The sequence below is a fragment of the Streptomyces sp. NPDC127038 genome, from assembly GCF_042725875.1.
Classification (GTDB): Bacteria; Actinomycetota; Actinomycetes; order Streptomycetales; family Streptomycetaceae; genus Streptomyces.
Window position 1 is genome coordinate 153137 of sequence record NZ_JBHXDQ010000010.1, and the last position, 22550, is coordinate 175686.

22 protein-coding genes are annotated in these 22550 nt (G+C 68.1%); 9 read left to right on the forward strand and 13 right to left on the reverse strand.

What is annotated here, in order from left to right:
* The first annotated feature begins 166 nt into the window (after positions 1–166).
* On the forward strand, positions 167–349 hold the full coding sequence (locus tag ACFWI4_RS10895) for a hypothetical protein (RefSeq protein ID WP_387193601.1): 183 nt from the start codon (positions 167–169) through the stop codon (positions 347–349).
* Between the two features lie 171 nt (positions 350–520).
* On the opposite strand, the gene ACFWI4_RS10900 is transcribed toward ACFWI4_RS10895, so the two are convergent.
* The gene (locus tag ACFWI4_RS10900) at positions 521–1429 is read right to left on the reverse strand and encodes a Ku protein (protein ID WP_387193604.1); all 909 of its coding nucleotides are present in this window, start codon (positions 1427–1429) and stop codon (positions 521–523) included.
* A gap of 100 nt (positions 1430–1529) precedes the next feature.
* Here ACFWI4_RS10900 and ACFWI4_RS10905 point away from each other — a divergent pair, with 100 nt between their 5' ends.
* The 3 genes from ACFWI4_RS10905 (at position 1530) to ACFWI4_RS10915 (ending at position 2752) form a co-directional block, all read left to right on the forward strand.
* Positions 1530–1709 carry a hypothetical protein gene (locus tag ACFWI4_RS10905; protein ID WP_387193607.1) on the forward strand — a complete coding sequence of 60 codons (180 nt, stop codon included), beginning with the start codon at positions 1530–1532 and terminating at the stop codon, positions 1707–1709.
* A 407-nt stretch (positions 1710–2116) separates the two neighbouring features.
* Positions 2117–2368: an antitoxin MazE7 gene (locus tag ACFWI4_RS10910; protein WP_387193610.1), complete on the forward strand. Its 252-nt coding sequence runs from the start codon at positions 2117–2119 to the stop codon at positions 2366–2368.
* Positions 2369–2371: 3 nt separating this feature from the next.
* Entirely contained in the window at positions 2372–2752 is a 381-nt protein-coding gene (locus ACFWI4_RS10915; protein ID WP_387193613.1) for a toxin Doc, read from the forward strand.
* A gap of 154 nt (positions 2753–2906) precedes the next feature.
* On the opposite strand, the gene ACFWI4_RS10920 is transcribed toward ACFWI4_RS10915, so the two are convergent.
* Complete coding sequence (locus ACFWI4_RS10920; protein ID WP_387193616.1) at positions 2907–3080, reverse strand: hypothetical protein; 174 nt, start codon at positions 3078–3080, stop codon at positions 2907–2909.
* A 268-nt stretch (positions 3081–3348) separates the two neighbouring features.
* Between ACFWI4_RS10920 and ACFWI4_RS10925 the strand changes: the two genes are divergently transcribed.
* Positions 3349–3672: a WhiB family transcriptional regulator gene (locus tag ACFWI4_RS10925; RefSeq protein WP_387193619.1), complete on the forward strand. Its 324-nt coding sequence runs from the start codon at positions 3349–3351 to the stop codon at positions 3670–3672.
* A 270-nt stretch (positions 3673–3942) separates the two neighbouring features.
* On the forward strand, positions 3943–5136 hold the full coding sequence (locus ACFWI4_RS10930; RefSeq protein WP_387193673.1) for a competence protein CoiA: 1194 nt from the start codon (positions 3943–3945) through the stop codon (positions 5134–5136).
* Between the two features lie 116 nt (positions 5137–5252).
* Here the strand turns inward: ACFWI4_RS10930 and ACFWI4_RS10935 are convergent, their stop codons facing one another.
* The gene (locus ACFWI4_RS10935) at positions 5253–7091 is read right to left on the reverse strand and encodes a hypothetical protein (protein ID WP_387193622.1); all 1839 of its coding nucleotides are present in this window, start codon (positions 7089–7091) and stop codon (positions 5253–5255) included.
* Between the two features lie 172 nt (positions 7092–7263).
* Between ACFWI4_RS10935 and ACFWI4_RS10940 the strand changes: the two genes are divergently transcribed.
* Positions 7264–7989: a hypothetical protein gene (locus ACFWI4_RS10940; protein ID WP_387193625.1), complete on the forward strand. Its 726-nt coding sequence runs from the start codon at positions 7264–7266 to the stop codon at positions 7987–7989.
* Positions 7990–8213: 224 nt separating this feature from the next.
* Here ACFWI4_RS10940 and ACFWI4_RS10945 read toward each other — a convergent pair whose 3' ends face one another.
* From ACFWI4_RS10945 to ACFWI4_RS10960, 4 genes are all read right to left on the reverse strand, one after another.
* Positions 8214–9566, reverse strand: coding sequence for a hypothetical protein (locus ACFWI4_RS10945; RefSeq protein ID WP_387193628.1), 1353 nt, complete (start codon positions 9564–9566; stop codon positions 8214–8216).
* 95 nt (positions 9567–9661) lie between these two features.
* Complete coding sequence (locus ACFWI4_RS10950; protein ID WP_387193631.1) at positions 9662–10438, reverse strand: hypothetical protein; 777 nt, start codon at positions 10436–10438, stop codon at positions 9662–9664.
* 167 nt (positions 10439–10605) lie between these two features.
* Positions 10606–11838 (reverse strand): helix-turn-helix domain-containing protein, encoded by a 1233-nt coding sequence (locus ACFWI4_RS10955; protein ID WP_387193634.1) that lies wholly within the window; start codon positions 11836–11838, stop codon positions 10606–10608.
* A gap of 353 nt (positions 11839–12191) precedes the next feature.
* Positions 12192–13595: a hypothetical protein gene (locus tag ACFWI4_RS10960; RefSeq protein ID WP_387193637.1), complete on the reverse strand. Its 1404-nt coding sequence runs from the start codon at positions 13593–13595 to the stop codon at positions 12192–12194.
* Positions 13596–14073: 478 nt separating this feature from the next.
* Between ACFWI4_RS10960 and ACFWI4_RS10965 the strand changes: the two genes are divergently transcribed.
* Positions 14074–15084: a hypothetical protein gene (locus ACFWI4_RS10965; RefSeq protein WP_387193640.1), complete on the forward strand. Its 1011-nt coding sequence runs from the start codon at positions 14074–14076 to the stop codon at positions 15082–15084.
* 2 nt (positions 15085–15086) lie between these two features.
* Positions 15087–15290, forward strand: coding sequence for a hypothetical protein (locus ACFWI4_RS10970; protein WP_387193643.1), 204 nt, complete (start codon positions 15087–15089; stop codon positions 15288–15290).
* A 273-nt stretch (positions 15291–15563) separates the two neighbouring features.
* On the opposite strand, the gene ACFWI4_RS10975 is transcribed toward ACFWI4_RS10970, so the two are convergent.
* The 6 genes from ACFWI4_RS10975 to ACFWI4_RS11000 form a co-directional block, all read right to left on the reverse strand.
* Entirely contained in the window at positions 15564–15779 is a 216-nt protein-coding gene (locus ACFWI4_RS10975; protein ID WP_387193646.1) for a hypothetical protein, read from the reverse strand.
* A gap of 30 nt (positions 15780–15809) precedes the next feature.
* A complete protein-coding gene (locus tag ACFWI4_RS10980) occupies positions 15810–16643 on the reverse strand; it encodes a hypothetical protein (protein WP_387193649.1) in 834 nt (277 codons plus the stop codon).
* Entirely contained in the window at positions 16640–17593 is a 954-nt protein-coding gene (locus tag ACFWI4_RS10985) for a hypothetical protein (protein ID WP_387193652.1), read from the reverse strand. Before ACFWI4_RS10985 ends, ACFWI4_RS10980 begins: the two co-directional genes overlap by 4 nt.
* Before the next feature lie 266 nt (positions 17594–17859).
* A complete protein-coding gene (locus ACFWI4_RS10990; RefSeq protein ID WP_387193655.1) occupies positions 17860–20484 on the reverse strand; it encodes a DEAD/DEAH box helicase in 2625 nt (874 codons plus the stop codon).
* Between the two features lie 116 nt (positions 20485–20600).
* Positions 20601–21068 (reverse strand): MarR family transcriptional regulator, encoded by a 468-nt coding sequence (locus ACFWI4_RS10995; protein ID WP_387193658.1) that lies wholly within the window; start codon positions 21066–21068, stop codon positions 20601–20603.
* Positions 21065–21868: a hypothetical protein gene (locus tag ACFWI4_RS11000; protein ID WP_387193661.1), complete on the reverse strand. Its 804-nt coding sequence runs from the start codon at positions 21866–21868 to the stop codon at positions 21065–21067. The genes ACFWI4_RS10995 and ACFWI4_RS11000 overlap by 4 nt, the downstream gene beginning before the upstream one ends.
* Between the last annotated feature and the right edge of the window lie 682 nt (positions 21869–22550).

Below are 22550 nucleotides of genomic sequence, written 5' to 3' on the forward strand. Positions count from 1 at the left end.
CGCTGTCCGGCGCTGTCCGCCATGCGCAGGGCCGTGAGCTGCGGGGAAGCGATTCCTGTCCGGATAGTCCGGTTGTCCGTGACGTTCTGCCGGGGGCGGTGAAGGCTGGTGGTTGTCGCCGGTCGACCGGCCCGCGGCGGACGAGGGTGACAGGGGGGTTCGGACCGTGGGCTACGAAGCGTGGGTGCCGGTCGCGGGGCTGCTGGTGGTGGCCGGCATGGTGGTGGCCGTGGTGCACCTGGCGTTGCGGGGCACGTCCCCATCGGGTCGGGCGGCGGTGCTGATGGCGCTGGCGGAGGTGATCCGGTCCCTGGCGGCCGTGGTCCGCGGCTTCTGGGGACGGGCCTGAACGGAGCGGGGGGACGTGCCGATGCAGGTGTCGGACGGGCTGTCGGGCCGACCGGGCGGGATCCGGGCTCACCGCTCGATTCTGCCCATCCCGCAGGCGACGGAACGGGACTTCACCGGAAATGCCGGGACGGGCGGTGCGCCTGCTGATAGGTCCGGCGCCAGCACACGGTCAGGCGCTGCGCGGCTTCTTCGCGCCGGCCTTTTTGGCAGCCGTCTTCTTGGCAGCCGTCTTCTTGGCGGGCGCCTTCTTCGTTGTCTGCTTCTTGGGCATGTCGTGGACGGTGGCGTCCTCCCCGCGGGCCTGGCGGGCCTTCGCGACCGACTCCTGGAGCGCGGCCATCAGGTCGACGACCTTGCCGGACTGCGTCGGCTCCTCGGGCGCCCGCGGCGGCTCGCGGTGCTCCCGCTTGGCATCGATCATCGCCTCGACCGCCTCGGTGTACGTGTCGCGGAAGTCGCCGCCCTCCAGGTCGTCGCGGGCGAGGCTCTCGATGAGCTCGACCGCCTCGTCGATCTCGGAGTCGGACACGTCCGTGGCGCCCGGGGCGAGCGCGCCCGGGTCACGGATTTCGTCGGCCCAGCGCATTGCGTGCAGGACGATCACGTTGTCCCGGACCCGGAGCAGGCCAAGGCGCTCCCGGCCGCTCCACGCGTACTTCGCCACGGCTACCTTGCTGCTGCGCTCCAGGGCCCGGCGGAGCAACGTGTACGGCTTGGCCGCGACCTGGCCGTCCGGCTGCAAGTAGTAGCCCTCCCCGATCTGGATCGGGTCGATGGAGCCCAGCGGCACGAAAGCTTCGATCTCGATCGCCTTGGCCGTCGGCAGCGGCATCTCCCGGAGCTCTTCGTCGAGGACCGGGATGATCGTGTCCGTCGACAGCTGGTAGCCCTTGCCGATCTCGGCCGACGACACCTCGCGGTCCTCGAGCTCGCAGACCTTCCGCGTCCGCACGCGGCCCATGTCCGCCAGGTGCACACGGTGGAAGTGGACCGAGTGGTCCTCGGTCGCCGACACGACGTGGATAGGTACGGTGACCAGGCCAAAGCTGATGGCGCCGGACCAGATGGTGCGGGGCATGCAGAGTCCTCCGTGGGTGGACCCCCTCACCGCCAGGCTATGGCGGCGGCCCGACGGCCGCACGCGGGCCACTGTGGGTCCGACCAGCGATGATGTCCCCATGGCGATCACGATGCAGAACTTTGGGCTCACCTGGACCGACCCCGACGGCACCCCGTGCGCGGCAGCTGTCGCCTACGACAAGGCCAGCGCCGAGGACCGGAAGGCGCGCCTCGAAGCCGGCGGCGCCACCCACGTGGAGATCATCGAGACGAAGCCAGGTGAACTGCCAAAGGCCTGACGGCCAGCTGCCGACGCCGCTACGTTGACGCCTTCACCACGCACATCTGGGGGCTCTCCATGAAGGCTGTCTGGTACCTGCTCGCCGCCGTCCTTGGCAGCCTTGCCCTGGCTGGCCTTCGGCGCATCGCCCACTATTCCGATGTTGCAACGCTCAGCGGCGACGTAGGCATCACGCTGTTGTGCCTCGCCGGCTCATGGGGTTGCCTCAGGCGTGTAGCCATCCTTCGGGAGTCCCCTGAGCAGCCGCCTCAGGCCTGAGCCGAGGCAGCCGCATCGCCTCCCGTGGGGAGCCGGGAGGAGCGGCGGGCCCCGCAGAGCCGGACCTCATCGACGACGGAACGTAGCCAGAGGCCGGAATTGCGTAACGGGTATTCGCAAAGGTACCCGTGGGTGCATACTCGGTGTATGGCTGACACCACCATGAAAGTTGACTCCGAGACCAGGGACCGGTTCGCTACGGTCGCTGCTGCCCGCGGACAGAGCGTGCGCGCCTACCTGGCCGAGCTGGCCAGAGTCGAAGAGAACCAGATCGCGCTGAGCAGGGCGACGGCCGAGTTCCGCGGCATCATCGCCCGCCCCGGCCTGGCCGAGGCCTTCGACGACGCCTTCCCCGACGACGCACCCGGCCACCACACCAGCACGGGGCGGGCGGCCTGACCCTTGGACCTGCACATCGACATCCGCTGGCTCCTCGACCGACAAGAGGAACTGCTCGGCAAGGAGCTCGGGGTCCGGGACTACTCCGGCCTGGTGGCCGCCGTCGCCCGCCACCGGGTCAACACACCCCAGCTGGACTCCGGCGAGCCCGACGCCTACTGGCGGGCCGCCGCCCTGCTGGAACAACTGGTCCTGCTGCGCCCGCTGCCAGCTCGCAACGCGTATTTCGCGTACGGCGTGGCGGTGGCCTACATCAGAGCCTCCGGCCAGGAAGTCGACGACTCCTTCGAGCCGTGGCGGGACCTGATCACCGACATCCGCGCGCTACGACTGACCGTCTACGACATCGCCGACCGGCTGCGCTCCTGGCAGAGCACTTCGTAACCTGGCCGGGCCCATCGGATGATCAGCTTGCCGTCCAACCGGTGGTGCTCGGAGGTCCGCACCCAGTGGGACCGCACGTGCGGATCTCGATGAGTCTCTGCCGGTAAGCGGGCGCAGCGGACTGTGAGCGCTGCCAGCCTGCCGAGGTGCGTCGTCAGCGCTGCGAGGCGGCTTTGAGCTTGGCCTCGCAGACGTTGCACAGCGGGCCGGAGTGTCGCTCCGCAGTGGCGGGGCCGTAACGCTGGGTCTTGTTGTTGCAGCGAGCGCCCTGGCAAGGGCCGATGCCCTGGGTGGGAGGGATGTACTCGACCTCATCGGTGGCGGGCATAGTCGTTCCGTTCGATCTCGGGTTCGAACAGCGTACGACGGCTGCCGCGGTGATACGGGGGGCGCAGCGTGTCGTGTCACCCTCCACCCCCTGAGCTCCCGACTCCGCCTCTACAGGGAGTGCCGCGCGCTTGCAGTGGACGTGTCACTCGAAGGGGAAGTTCCGCACCCTGCGTGTCCCATGCCTCGGGAACGTGTCGTACCGTGCCCGCACTGCGTCCGTCCCCGGGGGAGTGGGAAGGCCAGATCGGGGATAGAAGGGCACCACGATGGTCGAAGACGACGGAGAGTGGGGCGAGCGGGCCCTGTGCCGAACCGCTGATCCGGACGAACTGTTCGTCGAGGGTGCGGCGCAGCACCGGGCGAAAGCGCTGTGCGCCGGCTGCCCGGTGAGGCTGGAATGCCTGTCCTTCGCGCTCGACAACCGCATCGAGCACGGCATCTGGGGTGGCGCGACGGAGCGGGACCGGCGAGCCCTGCTGCGACGCCGCCCCGCAGTGGCGTCCTGGCGAAGCCTGCTGGAGGCGGCGCGGCACCAGCACGACCAACGGACCAAAGACCTCGATGAGATCGATCTGTCTGCCACTGGCTGAACTAGCTATCCCTCGCTCCGCGCGCACGGTTCCGACTGGGTTCTCCAGATCCTGCGGATGGTTCAGCCGCGGGGCTCCCGACTCACCGACCACTCATGAGGAACACGGTCGATGCTGGTAGCGGCGGCTCGCAGTTCCGCTGCGACGTCACCCACAGTCGTCAGAGAGTGCCATGTCCCGTCCGAGCCGCGACGGCCTGCCGCACGTGGGCCGAAGCCGGCACGGCCGGGGAACAGCTCGTCACATCCGCGGCGCCGGGCACGCGTGCTGATGGCCTTCCGAGGGCAGTGCACGAGAGTGCCGTTCACTGCCCATCATGCTGAGTTCGGAAGGCTCGACGCCACCCGCACGGATCTGGGGTGCGCTCTCACGTGGGAGGCAATCCACCGGGCCCGCGCTCCCCTTCGGTGTCCGGCCTGCGAAGGCCAGATGGTCGCGCGGGTATCCGTCTTGGGGCTGCGTCACTTCGCTCATCGGCGCCGGACCCCCGACTGTCCCCTCGCTGGTGAAAGTCCCGGGCATCTTGTGCTGAAGGCCGACCTTGCGGCTGCAGCGCGTGGTGCCGGCTGGCAGGCAACGCTGGAGGTGTCCGCTGCGCACGGCGGGTGGCGCGCTGATGTCCTGGCGGTACGCGACGGGCGCCGATTCGCGCTGGAAGCCCAGCTCTCTCCGATCACCGAATCTGAAGTCAGGGAGCGCACACAGAGGTATGCCGCGGACGAGGTGGAGGTGTGCTGGTTCGACGACCGGGGCCGTGCGCGGCCGTGGATGACAGCAGTGCCATCCCTGCATCTGACGAATCCGTCGCAAGGGTTGCGCAGGGTGCGCGGCGTCATCGCCCGCTTCACCGCCGAGGCTGGGTGGCAGGCAGTCGAGCATGTCAGCCTCACCGACGCGGTGCAATGGATCCTCAGCGGCCGCCTGGTGCTGTACCCGGACGGCCACGTTCACGGTTGGAACGAAGAGCACCCGGACGGCTACAGCGGCACGTTCTGGACCGCCCCGTCCTACGCCGCCGCGGCGCTCGAGGAACAGGAGCGCCGGCAGGTTCGGGTACAGGCTGAGAATGCACGCTGGCAGAGGGAAGAAGCGGCGAAGCGGTCGAGGGCCGCAGCATTCGAGCGGTTCTGGGCGCGGACCGGGATCAGCCGGGGATGGTGGCAAGCCTTCGAGATGATCGTGTGCGGTGCGATGGGCCTCGACACGTTCTTCGGGGCTCCCTCGCCCAAGTACGGAGACGGCCGCCCGCTCTACGGGAAGAAGGGGGATTCGGTCCACGTCTTGGCAGTGGCACTGCCGGCGCGGCTGGGCGTATGGGTGGAGTCGACACCGGTGGTCGTCGACACCGTCACACGCCTTGAGCACCTGGCACAGCTCGCGTTCTGCGATGTGAAGGTGTTCCTGGCGGTGCCGGGGACCAACCGCTTCGAGACGCACTGGGTGGGACCACAGACCGTCTACTGACGCACCATCACGACGGCAGGCCAGGGACCGTGCATGACCGCACTGTTCAGCTCGACGTCCCCGGTCAATCGCCGTCACAGCGGCAGAACTTCACGCCTTTGCCCTGCTCGCAGGCCTCAGCGATGGCGCCAGTGGTGATGCACCTGTTGCACGTCGGCTTCCACGATGTCGCGCAGGTCGTCGTCGCTTGCAGGCATGTCCAGGCCCAGGGTTGCGGCGATGTGGCGGTAGGACGTGGTCATGTCCGGGTCCCCCGCGGCAACGAGCGAGGACAGGAGTGCCTGGTCGCTGGGCGTGCTCTGGTCAACGAGCGTCAGGACTTGCACGCGGTCGGCGAGGGTCATGCGGGGGAGTGCGGTTCCCAGTTGCTGTTCCAGGCGGGCCCAGGTGGTGGTCTGCTGCTCGCGTGCGGACTTCTTCAGCGCACCGCGCACGGCGGCGGCCGCGGCCTGAAGCACGTCCGGAGGCAGTTCTCGACGGACCGGATTCGGCCGGTCCTTCTTGGCCGGCCGCGACGTCTTCCTGATCCAGTACCGGGCATCGCGCTGCTCATCGGCGGACAGCCAGTCGCCCGCGGCGTCTGCGACGGTTTCCAGCTCCCGGGCGAGTTCGCGCTGTTCGTCGCGGGAGAGGTGGAAGCGCTGGGTGTCGAGGTGGTCCAGGATGAACCGGGCCCGTCGCAGGGCCGCACGGCGGTCCCGTCGTTCCTGTCGCGAGACGTTCGGTGCTGCCGTCTGCTGCGGCTTCTCCTTCTTCTTCAGCGCGGGCTGGGGCGGCTTTCTCCGTGCGGGCTCCGGCCCGGCAGCCGCTGTCGACCGTGCACGTTTGGGGCGCGGGGCCAGCAGAGGGTGGAGCACGGACCGCGGCGGGGTGTCGGGGAGGTGGTCCTGGCGTCGGACGAAGGCGCGGGCCTGGGTGAGGACACGCTGTTCCTCGGCGCTGGCTCCGCGACGGGTGAGGGCGGTGGCGGTCTGCAGCTGGGAGCGCACGTCCCAGGCCCGGCGTTCGGCGACGGCCGTTGCGAGATCGGCGAAGACCCGCTGCTGGTAGTCCTCATGGACGGCGAGCCAGGAGCAGGCTTCGGCCAGGGCCTCTTCGGCTTCCGCCCGGACCGCGGGGTCGAGCTGGTCGAGGAAGTCGGTGCCCGCGCCGCACAGCCGTCGCACATGCTCGACCGTGCCGGCGCGCTGAGCAGCCTCGAGGCCGCGGATGAACCGGATGACGTTCTCCGGCAAGGCGCCCGGACGGTGCGCCTGTTCGGCCGGGGCGGGCGTCGGGCTGGTGGAGGCGGTCTTGCGGCGCAGGATGTCTGTAGCGGCCGGGGTGATCAGGCCGTCCTCGTTCCAGGAGCACTCGGCCAGCGGCACCCACTCGGTGGGCCGGGCAAGGCTCTGCGTACCGATCCACACCCGGCGGCCGGCGCCGTCGTTCTCGCACCGGACCCGGTACACATACGGGCACCGCGACAAGATCCCCGGCTCGGGCATCACGCCCGGGCCCAGAACGGGAGTGCGGCCGGCCGCCCAGTCCGGCGCCACGGAACCGTCCATGTGGACGCGCAGCGCCAGACCGTCGTCGAGGTCAACGTCCAGGAGCGAGCCGATCGGCGCCGGGTAGGCGAAGCGGCCGGTGCGGCCGTAGTCCAGGAGGGAATGGGCCAGTGCCGCCTTCACGTACAGGTGATCGGCGCTGGAGCGTCCGACCTTGGGCCGGCGGCAGTCGTGCGGGGCGCCGCCTGGCTGCGGGTGATGCTGGAAGTGGCACTGCCGGTCGAGGTACAGCTTGTGCGCGAGCTGAGCGCCGCAGCCGCCGAGCAGGAGCCCGCACCAGAACGTGTCGTGCCCGTGCACACTGCGGAAGGCGTCCAGTTGGATGGCCTCGGTCGGCAGAACCACGGGCACGTCCGAGTGCTCGTCCCCGATCACCGCCGTCTGCACCAGCCGTGTGTCCCGCACGTAGAGGCCCCCTCCACCCGTCTGCTGTGCACGATAGATCTGCAGCAGGCGCGGCCGACAGGGCGTGAACCGCTCCGGGGCATCGGCCAACTCCGGTGACCCCTTGGCAGCGAGGGTGACGATGCCGCCGTTTCCCACCCGAGGCGGTCATTGCTCCCACTACCGTTCCAGAGTGACCATCATCGCGCCCAGCACCGCACAGCTCCCGGCAGATCCCTCATTGATCACACTCCTCTACCAGCACGAGCACCTCGTCCAAGGATTTGAGTTCGGCGACACGCTGGAAGTGTGGACGGTGACAGCGCGGATTGACGCGGACGTCCTGGCGGAGGAGCTGGCCGCGACCACCGACATGGATCAGGAAGCGCTCGACGCGGTCGAGGACGTCGCGGTGGGCCGGATGTCGTTCGTCCGAGTACGCATGTTCGGTCCCGACCATCCCTTCGAGGCGATGGACTCCTACACCGGAGACGTGGCGGGGATCGGCGAGGTGGTCCTGGACGTGGCCGACGGTGAATGGAGCGAGGCCTTCGAGGCGGCCCTCGCGCACCCGGTCGGCGACCTGCTCGTCATGGACCGGGTCGTCCTGGAGCCGGCCTGGCGCGGGTTCGGCCTGGGCCCAGTCCTGGCGGGTTCGGCAATCCGCCGACTGTCCGAGGGCTGCGTCGCGACGGTCTGCGAGCCGGGCTCCGCGGACGGCCGCGAGCTGTCGCAGGCCGAACACCGAGAGGCCTCCACGAAGCTGGGCCACGTATGGGCGAAGATCGGCTTCCAGCCGTTCCAGGACGGCGTGCATGTGCTCGACTGCCACCTGCAACGCACCCAGGACCTCCTGGCCGAGCGCCAGGAAGAATTCCGCGCACGGTGCAGGGCGTGGCGCGAGCACCACCGGCACTGAGCGGGCATCCCCGCACCACCCTGCGGACACCTCCACCCTGCTCCTACAGAGGTCCCATGCATAGGTATCGCACTGCCCACCGACCAGTCGCGGACTACGACCTGAGGGTGCGCGGGCAGACGGTGACGCGCCCGGGATCGGCTGACCAGCGTCCGGCACCCTCGCGTGGCGCTCGCGGCACTGGGGACTGCGCGTCGGCAGAGCTGAGTTGATGGCGCGGCTGCCTATCGGGTGCCCCGTGAGCGGCGGGCGCTGTCCAGCCATCTGGCGAACCTCGATCGCCGTTCACTGGCGTCCGGGACAGGCGGAGGGAACGGCGGGAGGGGCGGCACCGCGACCGGAGGAGGCGGTGGGGGAGCGGGCGCCCGATCCGGTGAGGCCGCCTCGATGGGCGGGGCGGGTTGCTGCGGTGTGATCCCTTGCTGCTCGGGCAGCGCATCCTGTTCCAACTTCAGCGCCGGCTCCGATTCGGCGGCTGGGGCGTCCGGCTGGAGAGGCAGCGTGCCCTCGGGGGCGGGGGCGGGGGCGGGGGTCGGGGTGGCTACGGGCGTTGCTGTCCCTGCCGCGGGATGGGTACGGCGTTCCGCGGCAGGTGCAGGCTTGGACCTGGGCTTGGGCGGGGTCCGGGGGTCGGGGAGGGTGATGGTGGTTCCGTCGGTGTCCCACCGGGTTGCCTGCCAGGGCTGCTTCACCCAGAGCTGCAGTTCAATCCAGCCCTGCCTGCGGGCCTTGGCCGGATCGGTGGGGAAGAGCTGCCAGTACCCGTATCCGAGGACCTGCCCCGAGCGGGTGGTGGCTCCGATCCAGTCGGGCTGGGTACTGCGCAAGGCGACGCGCAGCCGTACGGGCTTGCCGTCGATGTGGACGGGGTTTCGCGCCACGTACATGACGACGTAGGAGTCGTTGTTGCGGCCGGCGGCGTCGGCGGTGTGGACGGGGCCCCACACGGCATGGGGGATCGGGGCGGCCGTGCCGTCGAGGAGGGCCTGGGCGAGCTGGTCGGCGTCGGCGCGGCCGCGGCAGAACTCAGCCCAGGGGATGTCGCGTCGGCCGTTGGGGGCGACGGCGGCGAACTCCTCGGCGACGTCGGGGTCCTGGTCGAAGTCGTTGAGGATCCGCACGATGCGTCGGGCTGAGGCGATGGCCGCTCCGGCCTGCTTGCTGGTGATGCGGGGCCCGGCGCCGCCTGTACGGATCGGGCCGGCCACGCCGCCCGGTGTTGGCTTCTGCCCACCGGTGCCGAGGTGGTCCAACGGCGGGCAGACCAGCCGCCACTGGCCCTCCTTGCGCACCACGGTGCCGGGTGCCTGGTCGACGAGCTGCTTGCCGCGCTGGTCGAGGTCGTACCGGCAGGCCGGCGTGTGCGGGTCGATCCGGAAGTAGTGGGAGGTGCGGCTGTCGGGATCGTCGGCGTTGCCGTGCCGGGCACTGACCCGGGTCCCGCACCCGCCGCACTTCAAGGGGGCCACGTACCGCGGTGAAGGCTGGCGGTCGATCTCGGAACGGTCGTAGCGGTCCCCGCGGCTGTCGATGATCCACGGGATCCGCACTCCGCGCTTCTTCGCCGGCTTCGGCACGCACCCTCCCCTGCACCGCCCCGGACCAACGGGGTGTTCTCCCTGATCCTGCCCCTCCCCCCGGCGGCATGTGCCCGAACACTGGCGCTGGACCCCTACTGGTGGTTAACGCGCCGCTCCTCGATGAGTCGTCTGGCCTCCGCCGTCACCGCCGTCGTCATGGCCAGCATCTTCAGCAGGATCGGGCCGGAGCTGGACAGCCGGACTTGGACTACATTGCCGACTTGGCTCTGGACGGTGCGCTCCAGCAGACCAAATGTGGCCCACTCTCGGCCGTGAGCAAAACCGCTGCAGATCTGCCACACCGCCTGCGCAGAGGGATCCTTGCCCTTGTTCAGCAGTTCATCGACGTACTTGAGCTGCTGCTGGGTGCTCCACCTTCCGCACACCCCATCCGGATCGATGCCATGTCGGGTGGCGAGCTGCCGGATCTCCTGGATGCGCGTCGCGGCGGACCGGCCGGAGGGCTGTACGTCAGCTAGAACGGCGAACTGCTGACCCTTGCTGACATTCTCGTAGGCCCGTTTGAGACAGCGGCGTATCCGCTCCTGCCGGCTGTCGGGTCCCAGGAGCCAGATCGCTTCGCCGGCTGCCTCCACTGCCGCGCGGAGCAGGCTGTACGGCGCGTAGGTGTGGATCATCTTCGCTTCGAACAGCAGTGCCTGCACTGCGTGGAGGTGATCCACAGCCTGGGCGAAGCACTGGTAGGCGGCGCTGGACACCATGAGGGTGGGAACCTCGGCATCGTCACCGGAGAGACTGCTGCCGTCCTCGACCGGGAGCACGCGCTCACCGGACTCCTCCTGCCAGGCGTTGATCAACTGCAACGCCTTCTGAGCGCTGGGCGGAACGGGTATCTGCTCGTGGGACATAGCTCATGATCCCGCGCGCGGAGGGCAGACGGCACTGGATTTTGACGACCCGCGCGCCGAACAGCTCGAGGTACCTGGCTGGGGCGATCGCGGGGGCGCCGAACAGGACCGCTGGTCGCTGCAGTGGGCAGCCGACTTCCGTGACGGTCGAGGGTCTGACGTGACGGTCAGGGGGCGAGCAGGTCCTCGACTGCGAACTGGTGGGTGAGGTCCAGTAGCAGACGGTTCGCCGTCGTTCGGCGGTTGGCTGGTGAGGCTGCCAGGCCCTGGAGCGGCGCCTCGGTAAGAACGGGCTCGGGGCGGACGGTGAGGCTGCCGTCGACTTGCCTGTCGTAGTGGCTGCCGCGGTTGGCGAGCGCCAGCACGCCGCCTTCGGTCACGGCAGTGGCCAGGAGTTGCAGCATGCCGTCCCCTCCCCGGCGGTGGGCGTGGACGGCGGCCGCGGTCACCAGATCGCGGACCGCGCTCTCGAAGTCGAGCCGGCGCAGCAGGGTGGGCCCGTTCTGGAGCGCGGACGTGGCCTGGAGGGCGCCGGCGAAGGAACCGTCGTGGTGCAGCTCGATGTAGGCACGGTCGCACCGCCCGGCGTAGGGGCGGGACTCGGTGAAGACCGCCCGCCGCAGGCCGACCCGCGGGGCGAGCTGGGACAGCCGGTGCCGCAGAAGGCTGGCGCCGCCGCTCTCGGGCAGGGCCTTGAAGATCTCGGTCATGCCGGGGTCGGCCGACCTGGTGTCGAGAACCGGAGCGGTGTCGTACGGGGCCGGGACCGAGCAGACGGCAGTCACGACGACCCACACACGCCGGTCTTCTGCTGCAAGGTGCGGGTCGAGGCGCCCGGCGAGCTCCTTCAAGTGCGCCTCGGAATCCCGCCGGGCGGCGAACCGCCGCCGGTACGCGGCCTCCATCTCGGCCTCGCCCAGCCAGACTGTCTCGGAGCCGACCCGCTTCGGGTAGCGCCAGCTGTCCTTGTCCCAGGGCACCAGGTGCGGGGCCTCCGGGCTGCGCGGCACCTGCACGACGACCACCGAACGGCCCGGGGCGGCGGGCAGCGCCACGGTGTAGACGGTGAAGGCGGGAATGAAGGGCCGCACCATCGAGTTGGCGACCCCGCGGAAGCGGTCGGCCAGGGCCTGAGCGCGGGCGTCGTCGACTCCGACGACCGTGTCCGCACCGCCGGTGCCATCCTCGGTGACGCCGGTGACGATGATCCCGCCCTGCGCGTTGGCCAAGGCGGCGAAATCCTTGGCGTGCTCGCGGTTGTCCTTCACCTCGTCGGCGTCCCGCTTCCAGTCGAGATCCTCGGCTTCGCCGAGCCCGATCGCGGCAGCCTGGTCGAGCATCCCGGCGGTCACGGGACCGGGGTGGGCTCCGACAGAGCGGTGAAGTGACGTGTAGGCCATGGCCGAACCTTACGGCCGCTCCGCGAAGCGCAGTCGACTCGCCAAGGTCCCCCAGGGCTCCAGCCCTCGACCTGCCCGGCGCGCACCTGGCGGGCCTGGCGGAGCGCCGCCTGCCTCAGCGACCCAGACGGCTTCGCCTTCCGCCGGCTGCACCCGCGCTGGCACACCGTGATGGACAGCAGCCTGGAGCCGGCCTTTGCGCTGAACTGTGGCTTACGGCATGCCCTCACAGTAAAAGTCACTGGTTCGCATACGTGAGGGGAAATGCGGGTGAGTAGGCCAGCGGAGCAAGTCACCCGCACCGGCCTTCGCTGGCGACGTCGATGCCAGCGGCTTCGGCAAGCCGGTTGCCGTCAGGTTCCAGGCTTGAAGCGGCGGAACATGTCTGGGAGGAACTGCTGCAGAAGTGCCTCCGCAGCGTCGAGGTGCTTGAGTTCGCTGTGGCCGAAGCGGAACACCTCATACCCTCTGAGTTTGAGATCTCGGTCGGCGCCGACCATGTCTGCGTACTTGCCGGGATCGGGAGTGCGGCCGCGGTCGCGGGTGTAGTGCTGGGATCCGTCGACCTCCAGGACGACGCGCTGGCCGTGAGGGAGCAGGAGCAGGAAGTCCATGCGGGAGCGCAGCAGTGCTTCGGGGCCCCGTTCCTTGACCGTGCGGTGGTCCCAGTGGAGCCACACTTCGGGGAGGAGAGCTGGATCCTCGGGGGTGGGCCCGAGAATGCGGTGGTAGGCGATGAAGAGGTTCTTCTGGCCCTGCGAGTTGTCCGGCAGGCTTTTGAGGAGCCTCTGGTGCAGATCGCTGCGTGCAGCTTCAGCACTGATCTTGTGGGTGTCCTGCCACCAGGCGTGGAGATCGCGCCATCGCAGGCCCTCCATGGGGATCTCACGATCATAGACGAGGGTGTCGTCTCGACCCTCTCCAACGATCTCGATGTCGTTGTCGACCGAAGACCGGAAGCGGATGTCCGGCTTGGTCAGTGAGGCGAAGATGATGTTCTTCGGCCGCCGGTGGCCTTGGAGGCGCGTGGACACCACGGCGAATACTGGGTAGCCGCCGTCGCTGCCGACTGCCCTCAACTCGACTCCAGCGGCCCGGAGACAGTCGTTGGCCGCGCTGACAGTCTTCTCCTGGCGGTGCTCATCCAGGAGGACGTCGGCTGACACCAGGCCCTCCAGGAAGCGGGCAAACCTGGCGTCCCCGGCCTCGAACGCACCGAGGGTGTCGAAGAGGTCCTCGGTCGACCAGTCTCCAGGGTTACGGAAGACATGCCGCTCGATGCGGTCCCGCAGTGTCACCTGACGCATGCCGTTCAGGAGCAGGCCCTCGAGCTCCTCGAAGGAGAGGCCCGGGTCTTCGGCTGTCCAGAATCGGTCAAGCAGCTGCAGGAACCGGTCGCGATGTTGGGCCAACTCCGACAGGTCGAGGGCACGTGCCAGTTCACGGCGGGTCTTCTTGGGTATCTCGGGCGACGACCCTGCCCACAGCAGGTCCTCGAGTTGATACCGGATCGACGGACTCACCTGAACTCGACTCTGTTCCAGGATGCGTCGCGTGACCTGTGGAAGATCAGCGTCGGGCACTTTGCCCAGGCTCAGTTGGATCCGCTCACGTTTACTCCCGGCATCCTCCAGGACTGGTGGCATTGCCAGTTGTTCGAAGGCCGGATTCAGTTCCCGATGCGTGAGAAACCCAAGCCCTGCGACCACCTCGCCGACCAGTGCGCGAAGCGTTGAACGATCAGTACTGTCGACCATCCACCGATGGTCGCAGAGGCGGCCTGGCAGCGTGGCGCATCGGCCCGCCTCAGTCCATGGACGAAAGCGAGACGGTGGAATTGACGACCGATTCAAGCCCCGCCGATCATCCGTCGCACTCCATCTCCGAGGTCTCTCCCCCTCGCGCTGGCATCCTCACTAGCGGGGGCGGCGCGAAACTCGACTCGAAGACGCATGGCCCGGGCAGGCTGTTCGGTGAAGGCCTCCGTCCCGAGGGTGAGTCGTACAGGCGGGCACGGCGTCGAGGCGGGGGTTCGTTCAAGGTCATCCCTCGGTCAATCGGTGCCCTCTGCTGGTGGTCAGCCAGCCCCGCTCCGGTGCGCTCGCTGATCCTGATTCGGAATACTCTCTGCTTACCCGGAATCAGAAACCAGCCGGGGCGCGACAATCAGTGTCAGCGGGCAACCAGCGGACGCAAGGACTTCCGGCCGCCGTGCCGGAAGCAGGGGAGGGCACCATGGCGGCGGAATCCGAGCCGGGGCAGGGCAAGAGCCAGCGGGCGGACGTGAGCTACCCGCTGATCACCAACGGGCTGGACTATCTGCTCGACGTCGTCGACCGGCTGGTCACCGACCCGGGCGAGACGGCGAACGCCCGCGACCTGAAGTACGCCGTCCTGCACCTCCAGGCCGCCGCCGAGGTGTTCCTCAAGTCCCGCCTCCAGCATGAACACTGGACCCTGGTCTTCAAGAACCCGGCGGCCGCGACCCGCAAGGACTTCGACAGCGCGGAGTTCGAGAGCTGCACCACCGGGGACGCCTTCACCCGCCTCACCCAGATCGCCGGTCTCGACCTGCCGGACAAGGCCGTCGCCGCGGTGAAGCGGCTGGCCCGGGACCGCAACGCGCTCCAGCACTACGGCCTGACCGCACCGGCCGCCGCCGTCGAGGCCCGCGCCGCCGCGGTGCTCAACTTCCTGCTGCCCTTCATCTCCGACCACCTCGTGCCCGGCCTGGACAAGGCCCAGAAGGACGACGTCGAGCAGACCATGGGCGTGGTGCGCGGCCAGGTGCGCGGCATCGAGGCTTACCTCAAGAAGCGCATGAACGAGATCCGCGCCGGGCTCCAGGACGTCCTGGACCGCACGGTCGTCTGCCCCGAATGCGCCCAGCAGGCCCTGGTCCTGGGCGAGGACCTCCCCGTCTGCCGCTTCTGCCTCAAGGCCTGGGACGACCCGGAAGAGACCGCAGCCGAGTACGTCTTCCAGGTACACGGCCTGGACCCCGGGTACTCCGACGTCGACGAGGCCGTCATCCAGATCTGCCCCGACTGCGAGTTCAACGCGATGGTCCACGCCGAGACCGCCGCCGCCCCGGACAAACAGCGGCTCCTGTGCTTCTCCTGCGCCACCGACTTCACCGACACCAACCTCGCGTCCTGCGAGGCGGGTTGCGGGCGGGCGCTGCTGGCCGGCTCCGAGGACCTGATGTGCCCGGACTGCACCAGCTCTGCCTGGGAGAGGTTCTGACGATGCACCAGCCCCACCGAGCGGTCCCCGTCAGCGACTCAGCTACCCGGCGCCCCGGCGCCGGCCCGGTGATGGCCGACCTGTTCAGCGACCCGTTGTCCGCCGCCGCGGTACCGCTGCCCGCCGCCCGCCGGCCGGCCCGGCCGCCGCTGGAGACGCTGACCTGGCAGGAACCGGCCGCCGTACCCGAGGAGGACGCCTCATGACGTCGGCCGAGCTCGTCCCTGCCCCTGCCCTGTTCCGGCCGTACGGCGCCGCCCGGGCGCGGAAGCGTACGTGCGCACCTGTGACGCTAGGCGGATCTCCGCGTCCGCCGCCCGAACCTCACCATTGCCAGCCTGCAGAACAGGACTCGGGCGAGCCCGATGCCTCCTGGCGGGGACCGTTCTCTGGCTGGCCACCCTGTATGGGGCCTGTCCCGGGCCTGCTTGTACGCGCTGGCAGTCGGACCGGGGCCGCACTGGATGAGAGGTCCGATGTCATCCGGTCCTCAGGATCTGAAGAGCTGAATGCAGCAGGACGGGCACGTTTTCGGGCGGCACAACACGCATGGCCACGTAGGTGAGGACGAGCGTGACGATCGCGGCAAGCGCGATCCGCACTATGCTTGTGACGTCGGTGTCCTTGGCCTTGTTGATGGCTCGGCACACCACGGCTGCCATGATCAGCAGGGCCAGCAGGACGAGAACAATCATGGTGGCTGTCTTCCTTCGACGAGAGGCTTCTCACCTCTCTGAATTTCGAGCTCTGCTCTCGGATCGTCCGTAGTGGCGGTGTTCGGCGCGCCGTTGCTGCTCGGCAGCCAGGCGCCGGGCCTTGCGGCGAACTCGTTCGCCAAATGCTTCGGGGTCAACAGCGCCCACGACGCTGGCAGCCTCGGTCCACGTAGTGCCCTCGCCCTGTGCATACGCCAGCACGGCTCGCCGTTCGTCCGGGTCCAGCGCGTGCAGCACTCTGTTCAGCCGCTCGTCCGCGAACACGTGACCCGCAACCTGCGTCAGCACGTCGACTTCATCAGCGACCAGGTCGTACAGCGACAGGCCGCCGAGATCTGCGTCCAGGGAAAGCACGCGTCCGTTCCGCGTGCGCCGGCGCCACAGGGGTACCAGCTGGCGGTGGAGAGAGCGGGCCTCGGCCCGCAACCGTCCCAGGGCAGTGGAGGGGAGGTGCCCGTGTTGCAACAAGGGATCGCACCAGTCGCCCAGCGCAGCAGTCGTTATAGCTTCCCGCCACCGGTCGCTGCGTGGCAGTACCAGAATCTGCGCGGCGAACCGGTCCATCTCGTCTGGATTTGTACCCAGAGCATGGTCTGAGGAGCGGCTGAGAGCCTCGACTACTCCAGCGGCTCTGGATCTGAAGAGCACGGCCTTCATGAGGTCCGATCCGCCGCAATGCACATCGCTCGGGGGCTGCCTCGCGAACTCGTTGGTTAGCCGAAGTCCATCGTCCGTGTGGGCAACGTTCACGATCATGAGCTGGTGCCTCCCCGCGCCGGGGATGTTCGCATCAGGGGAGACAAAGGGCAGCACATAGCGCTTGTCGCCGTCTGAGCTGTTCATGCGGTTGGCACTCCCAGGTCAGCTGTCTGCTGAACGGCGGATCGGCCCGCCGAACGAGCCGGGCCGCGTCGTTGTGCAGCGCGGCGGCAGTGTTCAGCAGCGAGTCGTTTGGTCTTGCGTCGCACCCGCTCACCGAGTGCATCCGGGTCGGCGGTTCCCACCGCGGCAGCAGCCTTGGCCCAGGTGGTTCCTTCACCCGCTGCGTACGCGAACACGACTTGTCGCTCTGTACGGTGCAGGCCGCGGAGCACGGCGTTGAGTCGCTCGTCCTCGAACACGCCGCCCGGAGTGTGAGAGAGGTCGTCGACGTCGGCGGCGACCAAGTCGTAGAGCGACAGGCCGCCCAAGTCCGCGTCCAGGGACAGTACTCGACCGTGCTTTGTCCGGCGCCGCCAGAGCGGCACCAGTTGACGGTGCAGCGTGCGGGCTTCCGCCTTCAGAGCGCTGAGGGCGGTGGCGGGCAAGAATCCGTCGGTCATGAGCGGGGCACACCAGTTGCCCAGCAGCGCGGTGGTCAGGGCCTGGTTCCATCGGTCGCTGCGGGGCAGTACTAGCGAATGAGCCGCGAGAGGCTCGAGCCAGTCGCTCGTAATCTCGGAGCGCCGCACGGGCATGGAACCGGTGACCACCGAGCGAACGGTGCAAGCATGCAGCAATTCCGGATGGGCGTAGCGGACGGGCGCCAGGGTGTGCTCCATTGCGCGTTCCTTGGGCGCATTGATCTTGTGCAGGCCGTCCGCGCCTTCGACCACCATGACCTCTTGTCCCGGGGAGAGTGCGAGGAGGGTGGGATCACCGAGGCTGGGTGCCTGGACGGTGAGGGTCTCGCCTCTCGAAATGTCCTCGCCTGTGCTCTTCTGGCCGGGCAAGGGAAGTTCGACGAAGCTGGTGTCGCCGTCGGGTCCCTCAACTACGAGGGACCGACGGACCAGGACGTACACGGGGCTCACGCGGGGGTGCTCCTTGTGTGGTGAAGGGGCGGTGTCCCTCCTCGGTCCCGGGTGACGGTCGAACCGGCAATAAATCTTGGAGAAATTTTTCGCCTTGCTCGAACTCGCCGTCTTCGACGCCCTCAGGAGAGCACGAACACGCCGCCCGCTAGCCGCACGAGCAGGTCCAGGCCAGTCTCATCTAGCGTGGCCTCGCCCGGGACTTCCGCGCTCGCCTACGCCTCCGCGAAGAGCTTGAACGAACACTGCAGTGCACATCGCCGTCATCAAGCCCCGCGTCGCAGTGGATCAGTCTGGAGCAGAGGTAGCCACTGCGAGGGGAGGGCGTTCTCGGCCTGGAAGATTTCGGCGAGTGTGGTGAGGGGAAGCGTGCTAATGGTGCGGCTACGGGCCGTGCGCCATGCGCGTACGAGGCAGTTGAAGATCTCCAGGACCGTGGTCGGCGGTACGAGGTAGACGTAGTCCTCGGCAAGCATCCGCGCTGCTGGCAGGACTTTCGGTTTGGGAGACATGAGCGTGACGATCGATCCGCTGGGCGCGGATTCCTGACGTGCTGTTTCTGTGTACCTCAGGTGTCCTTGGGCCTGGCGAACATTGTCAGGCCCGACTTCTCCCGTGGCGGAGGCCTCGCTCTTTGCTTCCCAGATGATCCAGCGGGTGTCGTTGAAGATCCAGATCGTATCCGGCGCAGCGGGCTCGGAGTCGTCGTCGTTGCCGTAGCTCTCCGAGGCGCCGGCGAAGGTGCCCAGGCTGACCAGTCCGGCTTCGTAGGCCCGGTATTCGGTGCCTACCAGTCCGGTGCGTGCCTGATTGACTGCGGCTTCGAAGCGGTCGGCGCGGTGGAGGTAGGTGCGGGAGGCGATGGCGCGCATGGCGGCCTCGTCCAGGGGGTGGAGTTCTCCGAGGACGGGTGCGTGGGCTTGGTCGCTAGGGGAGACGAGATGGGCGAGGAAGCTGCTGGTCTGTCCCCTGCGCTGGAGGTCACGGTAGTAGCGGGCTCCGGTCTCCTTGTACGCATGGTCGCCGGGTTCTCGGGCCAGGCGTTCGGCCAGGCTGTAGCCGAAGTAGTTCCACAGGGCGGCGTAGCGCTGGGGGGTGCGGGCTCCGGTGAGGTTGTCGAGGACTCTTTGCACGGCGGTCAGGGCCCACTCCCACTGGCTGTTCCAGATCGCGTTCCAGGCTTCGACCTCGTATTTGGCGGCCTTCTGAAGTTCCGCTGCGCTGGGTGCGATGGCGCGCGTGTATTCCTCGCGGGCGGTGACGATGTCACCGTCGACGTCAGCCCAGTCCTGCCCGTGTTCCTGGAAGATGTGCAGGTTGTCGAGCATCTCGGCAGAGCTCGTCCCAAGGCTGTTGCGCCGTCCGAACTCGACCTCGGCATGAACCTCCGGGTGCAGGGAAGCCTGGACGTCCGGTCCGGACAGGTAGGAGGTCAGGGACTGGCCGAGGACCATGACGGCAGCCCAGTCCCGGTTGTTGCGTGTGGCGCGGCCGGCGCCCTGCACGATGCGGGCTCGGATGCGTTCCTGGAGGACTTCTGTAGCGCCGAGGGATTCGTGAAGGAAGCGTTCCTGTAGGTCGCCGCGCGCGGGCAGGCCGTCGAGCACGACGAGACGGCAGTCGTCTCCGGGTAGGTCAATGCCGTCGTAGCGGTTGTTGAGGAGCAGGAGCGTGTCGTCCTGGGCCGTGAACGCGGTCAGGTCGTCCTCGACGTCGTCGGCCTTGAGAACGGTGTGGCTGTCGGGTGTGTAGCGGGCGTTGAACTTCCGGGCGGTGGCACCGTCGGGGGTCAGGACGACGGTCCGCCCTGCGCCGGTGATGATGCCTTTCACGAACTCGGGCAGACGGGCAGGGGCCTGGGCAAGGTCGCTCGTCAGCTCGGGGAACAGGAAGAACCGGCGGCCGGTGCCCTGCTTCTCCCAGCCCTTCGGGACGGGGATCCGGGTGATCTTCTTGCGGCCGAAGGCGCGCTCGAGTTCGCCGCCGTCGCCGAGGGTGGCGCTCATGTAGATGCGGCGAGCGGGGCTGCTGAAGGCCTCGTGGTGTGCCGTTGGCGGGATCAGGGGACGGATGAGGATCTGACTGTAGGAGAGGTAGACCAGGCAGCGGTCCAGGCGTCCTTGGATGAGTTTCCAGGCGTGGGTGGCGCTGGTGCTCAGTTTTTCGGCGCGGGAGGCGGCCTCAACGACCTGCTCCAGGTGGACGGCCTGTTCGCTGATGCCGATGGGGGAGGCGAGGTATACGTACGAGGCCTGCGAGTCGTCCGTGGTGGGGGTGGTGAGCCGGTTGCAGACCAGCGGGTCCAGGGCGGACCGTACCGCGGACAGGACGTCCGCGTACGCCTCGTGTTCTGTCTCGCGGGAGATGCCAAGGCTCCACGGACTGGCCACGTAGCCTTCGGCGGCGTGGGCGTCGTCTAGGACCAGCATGGCAGCGTCACCGATGGCGGGGTTCGAGTTGAAGACGTGGCTGTAGACGGTGACGGCGATGGCCTCGCCCGCGATGTACCGGGAACGGTCTGCCTGATTCCAGGTTCTCACCTTATTGATGAGCAATACGTTCGGAATTCCGTACTCGTCGAACTTCGCTGCGGTCTGCCGCGCCAATTGTCGCGTGGGACAGACGTAGGCGATACGCTCACCGAATTTCCGGCGCTGAAATTCGCCGATGAGGCCGCCGACAAGAGTTTTTCCCGCGCCGGTGGGCAATTCGACAGCAACGTCAGGTGCGTCTGGGAGCTTCTGGTGCCAATGTCGCAGGATGTCTTGCTGGTGTCCCCACACAGCTTCGGGCCCGCGGTTCCTCAGGGCGAGAATCCGGTACAGATCTACCGGATCGTCTGGCATGGATGTGTCTGCGGGCCTCCGCTTGAACGCCAAAACTGACTCCATTCCCCCCGCCGGATCCGCAACCGGCTCGGCGCGACTCTCCCAGCGCCCCGCTAGGCACAGGGTGCCGGCCCCCTTGGCTTCCCTTGACAGACGATGAGCACACCGAAACCGCCCGGCTACCCGACGGCGTGAAGCGTTCCTCGGCGTGCGGCGACAGCCTTCTTCTGCTGCTCGCGTGCGTGGCGCTTTTGGGCGAGCTGGTCTTGGTACATCTGCACGGCTTCGTGGTACCGCTCGACGAAGTCGGGGGCGTTGAGGCGTTCGGCGGGGGCCATCTCGGCGATGGCCGCGGCGCAGTCGGCGGGGGTGAGGTAGCCGGCGAGCATGGCGTTGAGTTGGTAGACGCCATTGCGCTGCTTCTTCACCAGCTGCGCGAGGTCGAGGTGGCGCAGGGCCGCGGTGACGGCGGGCCGGCTGATGTCGAGCTTGCGGGCGAGGTCGGCCTGGTCGATCTCGATGCGGCCGCCGGCCTCGCTGAGGGCACGCAGTTTCAGGAGCGCCCTGGTGGCGGTCGTGGGCAGGTCCAGGTCCGCGACGACTCCGTCGGCGTTGACCAAAGCGAAGCGCTTCGAGCTGACAGTCACTGCGCCATCCCCTCCTCTGCTGCGCCAGGCAGCTCCCACAGGCCGTCGACAGGCTGTTCGGCGGCCTGTCGTGCCCTCTTTCGCTCGGTCCGTCGTTCGGCCCGTTCGGCTCGCATTTCTTCGACTGCTCGCCGCAGGTGGTCCAGGGACGGGAACCTCACCAGGTCGGGCAGTGAGGTGTCCTTGCGGACTTCGTTGAGGACCTCGTCCTGTTCTACCCGCACGTACTTCTTGCCACCGTCCATGGTGCGGACGAGCTCGCCGATCCGGTACGAGTATGGCGGGTTGAACTGGTAGACGCCTCGGGAGCGTTTGTACACGATCCCGTGAGTCATGATCTCCTGCAGGGCCTCGTTGACGGCTTGGCGGCTGACGTCCAGGACCCTGGCCATCTCGTCCTGCGTCAGTTCGATGCGCCCGCCCGCTCGTTGGCAGGCGATGAGCAGGAAGATCAGCCGCAGGGGGAGAGCCTCGCGGAAGTACTGGCTGATGACGAGGAAGAACTCGAGGCTGTCCAACGCGAAGGCGTTGGGGTTCTCCTCGCTGCTGTACATCTCCAAGGGAGCACGCCGACGGCTGAGTGACAGGTCCCGGTCGGGGAACTGCTGCGCCAGGTCGTCGAGGCTGCGTACCGGTGCCAGGGTGGCATCGAAGGCGGCCAGCGGGTCGGAAGGGTCAAGCTCCGCCGGCTTCCGTCGCGGAGCGGCTGGGCGGCGCCTCGGCTGAGCGGATGACACGTGGCTGCTCTCCCACTTTCGGATTTTCGACAGACGCAGTATGTCAGCCCTGCTGACGTACATGTCGGCACGCCTGACATTCGGCGCGTCGTGTGTCGTCCCTGAGGTGACACAACTCGACTCGGGGGCAGCGACCTCTCCCTGCGACGGCACCAAGCCCCCAAAATGTCAGCTGAGCTGACATTTTGGGGAGTCGTCACGTCAGCTCAGCTGACATCTCCACGGTTTGCGTCTCGCCACGCACGACTCACCGCGATCGGTCTGTCGTGCGTGAACGGGCATATCTGACATCTCTTCAGGCCCCTGACCTGCATAAACGCGGCCTCTCACCTATCTGAGGTGTCCGCATGCGCGACCGCTCCCGGTGCGACCACTTCTCCGGCCCTGCACTCAAGTCCGCGCCTTCTTCTCTCGCCGGCACCCTCCCTCGGTGGCTCATGGTTCTGCCCCAGGGATACGGAAGTCGAGTGGAACCCTTCTGGGATCGCTGGGTGTCGGTGCCCGGAGGGTGCCAGGCAGCTCCTCACGCCCTTCCCTGACAGTCCCTCACCCCCGTGCCAGGCCGACAGGGTTGGGCCCGGAGGGACCAACCCTCTCCGGATTCCTTGGAGTTCTCTCCACCACGGAATCCTTCTCTCAACTCTCTTTCTCTCTCAAGGAATCCGGAGGATTCCTGATACTCCCTCAATTCGTGCCGGAGGCACGCAGGTTTATGAATTCCGCCCGGAGGGCGAATTCATAAACC